Below are 6,229 nucleotides of genomic sequence, written 5' to 3'. Positions count from 1 at the left end.
TGGCTCGGGGCGGTGTCGGCCATGCGCGGGGGGTCCATCTGCCGGAACCTGTCAGAGATAAGGCGCCAACCCGACAAGCGCCACGCCGAGGCCATCCGGCGGCCGCCCCCCCCGACAGAAAGGCTCAGCCGAACGAAAAACGGTCGCGGCCGGTCTGCTTGGAGACGTAGAGGGCGCGGTCGGCGCGTTCCAGCGCGGCGTCCAGCGCCTCCTCGCCGGTCAGCACGGCGCCGCCGATCGAAACCCGCACCGCGACCTCGCCGCCCGGCGAGGACACCGGCGCGGCGGCGACCGCGGCGCGCAGCCGCTCGGCGACGGCGGCGGTCTCGGCCGGGCCGGCATTCGGCAGGAGGGCTGCGAATTCCTCGCCGCCCAGGCGGGCGATCATGTCCTGCTGGTCGCGCATCAGCTCGCGGCAGCGCTGCGCCACCGCCTGCAGCACCAGGTCGCCGACCGGATGGCCGAAGCGGTCGTTGATCGACTTGAAATGGTCGATGTCGAGCATCAGCAGGCCGAGCGGCTGGCCGGCCGCGCGCAGGCGCTCGAGCAGGGCCTGGCCGGTGGCGGTGAAATGGCGGCGGTTGGGCAGGCCGGTCAGCGGGTCGGTGCCGGCCATGCGGCGCAGCTCCTCCTGGGCGCGGCGCTGGGCGGTGACATCGGCGAACAGCCAGATACGGCCCTGGCGGCCATCGCCCAGGATCGGATGGGTGTCGACCTCGAACTGCCGCTCGCCCAGCAGCCAATGGGTGACCAGGGCATAGTTCAGGTCGCCCTGCAGCGGAGCATAGGTGTCCGCCAGCTCGGCGCCATTGGCGGCGCCCTCGCGCAGGCGGCGCATGGCGGCGGCGAGGCGCGCGGCGGGCAGCTCGCCGGCCGGCAGGTCCAGCAGCTGCGCCGCGGCCTGGTTGACCAGGGCGGTGCTGCCGTCGCCGTCGAGGATGGCGATGCCGTTATGGACGCTCTCGAACAGGTCGTGGAAGCGCTCGCCCAGCTGGCGCCGCTGCAGCACCGCGCGCCGGGCCGCCAGCATCTGCGCGAAGACCTTGCCCAGCAGCGGCACGCCCTGGCCGACGCCGCTGCGGAAGGGGCAGTCGCATTGCCAGGCCGGGTTGGCGGCATAGAGCATCAGCACCCCACTGCGCGGTGCCTCGGGGGTGGGGGCGGCCAGGTGGTAGACGCGGCCTGCCGGGCGGCCGAGGGCGGCCAGCACGGCGCTGGGCAGGCGGATCCTGGCGGCGGGCAGCGGGCCGCCCGAGAAATCCTGCTCCTCCAGCCGCAGCCCGGCGGTGGAGAAGGGGCGCGGCAGCGGGCCCGGCTCGGCGGCCAGCGGCATGGCCAGCCCGTCGGCGCCGGCCTCGTAGGCGATGATCAGGTCGGCGCCGGCGGCCTGGCGGGCGAAGCCGGTCAGCGCGCGCAGCCCGTCATCCTCCTCGAGCCCGGCGGGAATCGCGTCCAGCAGCATGGCCGCGGCCTAGCCCGGCAGGACGGCCAGCCGGGCCGCCAGGATGTCGATCACCGCCGCCGGGGCGGTCATGTGCGGCAGATGGCCCTCGGCCTCGACCACGGCGAGCTCGGCGCCGTCGATATGCCGCTGCAGCCATTGCGCGACCGCCATCGGCACGGCGAGGTCCTGGCGGGTCTGCAGCAGCAGGGTCGGGCTTTCCAGCCGCGACGCGACCTCGCGCATGTCGGACTGGAAGATGGTGCGCGAGATCGACAGGGCGACGTCGGGCCGCATCAGGAACAGGGTGCGGCAGAACTCGTCGACCGCGGCGCGGTCGGGGACGCCGACGACCGCGGGGGCGAAGCCGGCGCCCCAGGCCTGGAAATTGGCCGCCATGCCGGCATGGAGCCCGTCCAGATCCTGCTGGTCGAAGCCGCCCTGGTAGTCGCCATCGTTCAGGTAGCGCGGCGAGGCGCCGATCATCACCAGCTGGCGGAAGGGCTCCGGCCGCACCGCCGCGGCGGCGGCGCCGATCATGCCGCTGACCGAATGGCCGATATAGATGCAGTCCTCGATGCCGAGCTCGTCGAGGATCTCGATCAGGTCATCGGCGAAGCCGTAGAGGGAATCGTGCCGGCGCGGGTCATAGGCCTCGGCGCCGCCGGCGCCGCAGCCGGCGAGGTCGAAGGAGACGACGCGGAAGCGCGGCGCCAGCCAGTCGCGGATCGGGGCCCAGGCGGTTTGGTCGGTGCCGAAGCCATGCGAGAGGACGATGGTGCCCGCTCCCTGACCGTCGATGCGGCCGTTCAGGGCGGAGAAGCGAGGGGACAAGGCGGGCTCCCGAACCTGCTGTGACCCTTAAGGGACCGTGAAAGCATTGTGGGGTCCCGCGTTCCGGGCTTTCAACGCCGGCGAGCGGGGAAGCCCCGGCTGCGCACGCGAAGGTCAACGGATCTTCGGACCGCAGCGGGGCCAGGAGATGAATAGGCCGTAAAATTGGGACCGGCCACATCCGCGTTGGTCACGGCTGCGCCAGCGCTTCGCGCCCGACGATGCCGGCTCCGCTGCAACTCTGTTGCGTGATCAGCGGCATGCGCGGCCGCCCTCACAGGGTTGTGCCGGAGATGGAATGCACAACTTCGACGGGTTCCAGCGAGGCGCATCCGGCCGGCGCCGGCCCGTCGCCCCGGCGTCGGGCGCAGCTGGGCCTCGGCCAGGGCATGGGCGGCATGTCGCCGGCCGGGCCCGCCGCGCCGCCAGGCGGCGGGCGAGGGTCGCTTGCCGGAGCCCGGCAGGCCAGGGAGGACGACCGGCAGGCCGGCGCGCCTGGCTGGAAACGACGTCAGCCCGGGCGGCGCAGCATGATGATCCGGTCGCGCACCGTGTCCTGGATCATCCGCAGACGGGTGGCCGAGGGCGGCACCAGCCCGAGCCGCGCCAGATAGCCCTCCCGCCCCAGCGCCCGCTCGGAAGCGTATTCCAACAGGAAGTCGCGCAGCGCCGGCACCCGGTCCAGGTTGGGCCGCTTGACGTAGAGGTAGAGCGGGCGCGACAGCGGGTAGCGGCCCTCGGCGATGGTCTCCGGCGTGTCGTCGACGCCCTCGATGGCGGCGCCCTCGATGCGGTCCTGCGCCGCCTCGAGGAAGCTGAAGCCGAAGATGCCCAGCACCCCGTCGGCGCCCTCGACGATGCGGCGAATGGTGACCTGGTCGTCCTCGCCCGCATCGATCCAGGCGCCGTCCTCGCGCAGCGCCGTGCAGGCCCGGGCACGCTCGGCGGCGTCGGGCAGGGCGCGGATCTCGGCGGCGGCGGCGCAGCTTGCGGCCATCACCAGCTCGACGAAGCTGTCGCGGGTGCCGGAGCTCGGCGGCGGCCCGATGACCCGGATCGGCCAGTCCGGCAGCGCCGGCGAAATCTGCCGCCAGTTGAAGAAAGGATTGGCGACCATGCGCCCGCCCTGCGGCACCTGCCGCGCCACTCCCAGCCAGAGCTGGCGCAGGGAAAAATCCGGCGAGGGCAGGCCGCGGCGATGGGCCACGACGATGCCGTCGAAGCCGATCGGGATCTCCATGATCTCGTTGACGCCGTTGCGCAGGCAGAGGGTGAACTCGCCGGCGGTGATGCGGCGCGAGGCATCCTGCACGTCGGGGGCGCCGAGGCCCGCGCCGCGGCAGAACTGCGCGAAGCCATGCACGGTGCCGGTGCTGGCCACCTGCACCCGCTCGCCGCCGGCGGCGCGGCCGACCGCCTCGGCGACGGCACGGCTGAAGGGGAAGACGGTGGAACTGCCGGTGACCAGCGCCATCTCGCGCGGCTGGGCCTGCATGGCGGCTGGCCAGAGGCCGGCCAGCAGCAGCACGATGCCTATCCTGGAGCCAAGCGGCATGCCCGTCATTCCCTGCCGAACCCCCGGAAGCGGGCGGCCCCGGGCCGGACTATTCAGGCATTGCCAGAATATTTCAGTATCGAATCATCGTCGCGGGCGCCGCGGCAGCGTCACATGGATGCGAGGGCCTCAGAGCAGCGCCACCACCAGGCTGGCGATCAGCACGTTCAGCACCCCGGCCACCACCATGACCGTGCTGGCGATCGAGCCTTCCTCCCGGCCGATCTGATAGGCGCGCGCGACGCCGGCGCCATGCGCCCCCATGCCGTAGAGGGCGCCGCGGGCGAAGCTGCTCCGCAGCCGCAGCAGCCGGCCCATCGACCCGCCGCAGGCGGCGCCGAAGAGGCCGGTGACCGCGGTGAAGGTGGCCGTCAGCCCGGGGATGCCGCCGGATTTGCCGGCGATCGACATGGCCAGCGGCGTGGTGATCGAGCGCGGCAGCAGGCTGGCGCGCAGCTCTGGCGACAGGTGCAGCAGCATGGCCAGCCCCCAGGAGACGCCGACCGACAGCAGGCTGCCGGTGACCACGCCGATCATCAGCACCTTCCAGTGGCGCCGGATCACCTGGCGCTGCTCGTAGACCGGCAGCGCGAAGGCGACGGTCGCAGGCCCCAGCAGCATGGCCAGCCAGCCGGTGCCGGAGAGGTAGTGGCGGTAGTCGCTGCCCGAGCCCAGCACGATGGCCATGCAGCCGATCCAGGTGGCCAGCAGCGGGCTGCTCCACCAGGCGCGGAAGCGCCGGTGCAGCCGGCGGGAGCCGAGATACAGGCCGAGCGTCACCGTGCTCCAGACCGCGGCGCTGGTCGCGAGCTCCTGCCAGCCCAGCGCCGCGGCGGCGTCAGCCATGGTGGCTGCGGGCCAGGCAGAGGTCGATCACCTTGGCGGTGCCGGCCATCACCACCAGCGTGCCCACAAGGATGGCGCCGAGCAGCTTCAGCCCGACCAGGCTGAGCAGGTCCGGGTGGTCGATCAGCGCCAGCATCGGCGGAATCAGGAACAGCACCAGATGGCCCAGCAGCAGCGAGGCGCCGTGGCGGATCCAGCGCAGCGGCAGCAGCCCGCCGCCGATCGCCGTCAGCAGCAGCAGCATGCCCAGGATCGAGCCCGGCAGCGGCAGCCCGACCAGCGCGCCAAGTTGGCTAGCGCCCCACCAGATCGCCGTCAGCAGCGCGATCTGGGCTGCCGTGCCGCGGTGCAGTTGCACGCGAAGCAGGCGGCCGAGCCGCCGCACCCGATGGTTCGCAGAAGAATCGCCCGCAAAAGCGCCAGAAGAGGCCGTGGTGGCTGACATGTTTCCGTTCTATGCCGCATCGCAGTATGCTTGAAATGAATTGAACGAATTTGCTGCATTCGTATCAGGAATAGGAAGGACCGATGGATCTGCGCGCGTTGCGTGCCTTCGCGGCCGTGGCACAGGAGGGCGGCTTCTCCGCCGCCGGGCGAAGCATCGCGGCCACCCAGCCCACCATCAGCAAGGCCGTGCGCCAGCTGGAGGAGGAGCTGGGCGGGCCGCTGCTGATCCGGCTGGGCCATGGCGTGGCGCTGACCAGCCTGGGCGAGGTCGTGCTGCGCCACGCCCGCGCCATGCTGGAGCAGCGCGAGGCCATGCTGGCCGAGATCGCCGCCAGCCGCGGGCTGCTGCAGGGGCGGCTGCGGCTGGGCCTGCCCAGCTTCGGCAGCGCCGTGCTCTTCGCGCCGCTGGTCGCCGCCTTCCGCGCCCGCTTCCCCGGCATCACCATCGACCTGAGCGAGCAGGGCGGCCGCCGGCTGCAGGAGGCGGTGCTGGCCGGCCAGCTGGACCTGGCCGTCGCGCTGCACCCGGTGCCCGACGCGCTGCACTGGCAGGAGGTGCGCGACGACCCGCTGATGGCGGTGCTGCCCCCCGGCCATGCGCTGGAAGGGGCGGAGAAGATCCGGCTGGCGGCGCTGCAGGACAGTCCCTTCATCCTGTTCGAGCAGGGCTTCGCGCTGAACGACCTGATCGAGAGCGCCTGCCGCCGCCGCGGCTTCGCCCCACGCGAGGCGGCGCGCAGCGGCCAGGCCGATTTCATCATCGCGCTGGCCGCGGCGGGGCTCGGCGTCGCCGTGCTGCCGCGGCTGATGCTGGAGAGCCGCCCGCACCTTGGCCTGGCCACCGTCCTGATCGACGAGCCCGACCTGCGCTGGCGCGCCGGCCTGGTCTGGCGCCGCGACGCGCCGCTGTCGGATGCCGCCCGCGCCTGGGTCGGCGTTGTCCGCGAGCATATGGGGTTCTAGCAGCGAGCGGGTGATCACGTCTCCGGCTGTGGAAGCCCGCCGATCACGCGCTCAGGGATCCGCCTCCGTGCGGAACGAGGCTTCGACGGCGGCGATGAGGGACATGATCCGCCGCAGCCGGGGGCGGTCGGCGGGGGCCATGC

General features: G+C 72.7%; 6 protein-coding genes. 1 reads left to right on the top strand and 5 read right to left on the bottom strand.

From position 1 onward, the window contains the following. Positions 1-124 precede the first annotated feature (124 nt). From BKE38_RS05285 to BKE38_RS05265, 5 genes are all read right to left on the bottom strand, one after another. The gene (locus tag BKE38_RS05285; protein WP_076956324.1) at positions 125-1,462 is read right to left on the bottom strand and encodes a GGDEF domain-containing protein; all 1,338 of its coding nucleotides are present in this window, start codon (positions 1,460-1,462) and stop codon (positions 125-127) included. A gap of 9 nt (positions 1,463-1,471) precedes the next feature. Further along, positions 1,472-2,275 carry an alpha/beta fold hydrolase gene (locus BKE38_RS05280; RefSeq protein WP_076956323.1) on the bottom strand — a complete coding sequence of 268 codons (804 nt, stop codon included), beginning with the start codon at positions 2,273-2,275 and terminating at the stop codon, positions 1,472-1,474. A 511-nt stretch (positions 2,276-2,786) separates the two neighbouring features. After that, a complete protein-coding gene (locus BKE38_RS05275; protein WP_076956322.1) occupies positions 2,787-3,830 on the bottom strand; it encodes a substrate-binding domain-containing protein in 1,044 nt (347 codons plus the stop codon). Between the two features lie 129 nt (positions 3,831-3,959). Beyond that, entirely contained in the window at positions 3,960-4,676 is a 717-nt protein-coding gene (locus BKE38_RS05270; RefSeq protein WP_076956321.1) for an LrgB family protein, read from the bottom strand. Then, positions 4,669-5,034, bottom strand: coding sequence for a CidA/LrgA family protein (locus BKE38_RS05265; protein WP_165694114.1), 366 nt, complete (start codon positions 5,032-5,034; stop codon positions 4,669-4,671). Before BKE38_RS05265 ends, BKE38_RS05270 begins: the two co-directional genes overlap by 8 nt. A gap of 170 nt (positions 5,035-5,204) precedes the next feature. On the opposite strand from BKE38_RS05265, the gene BKE38_RS05260 reads away from it, so the two are divergent. Continuing rightward, positions 5,205-6,086 (top strand): LysR substrate-binding domain-containing protein, encoded by an 882-nt coding sequence (locus BKE38_RS05260; protein ID WP_076956319.1) that lies wholly within the window; start codon positions 5,205-5,207, stop codon positions 6,084-6,086. The last annotated feature ends 143 nt before the right edge of the window (positions 6,087-6,229 follow it).

Origin of the sequence: Teichococcus deserti, assembly GCF_001982615.1 — a bacterium.
Taxonomy (GTDB): Bacteria; Pseudomonadota; Alphaproteobacteria; order Acetobacterales; family Acetobacteraceae; genus Pseudoroseomonas; species Pseudoroseomonas deserti.
This window is presented reverse-complemented; position numbering and strand designations above follow the sequence as displayed.

What these genes read in the sequence shown, in the direction of transcription:
- BKE38_RS05285 (WP_076956324.1), bottom strand. Translation starts at nt 1,462, where the DNA reads ATGCTGCTGGACGCGATTCCCGCCGGGCTCGAGGAGGATGACGGGCTG.
- BKE38_RS05275 (WP_076956322.1), bottom strand. Translation starts at nt 3,830, where the DNA reads ATGCCGCTTGGCTCCAGGATAGGCATCGTGCTGCTGCTGGCCGGCCTC.
- BKE38_RS05270 (WP_076956321.1), bottom strand. Translation starts at nt 4,676, where the DNA reads ATGGCTGACGCCGCCGCGGCGCTGGGCTGGCAGGAGCTCGCGACCAGC.
- BKE38_RS05260 (WP_076956319.1), top strand. Translation starts at nt 5,205, where the DNA reads ATGGATCTGCGCGCGTTGCGTGCCTTCGCGGCCGTGGCACAGGAGGGC.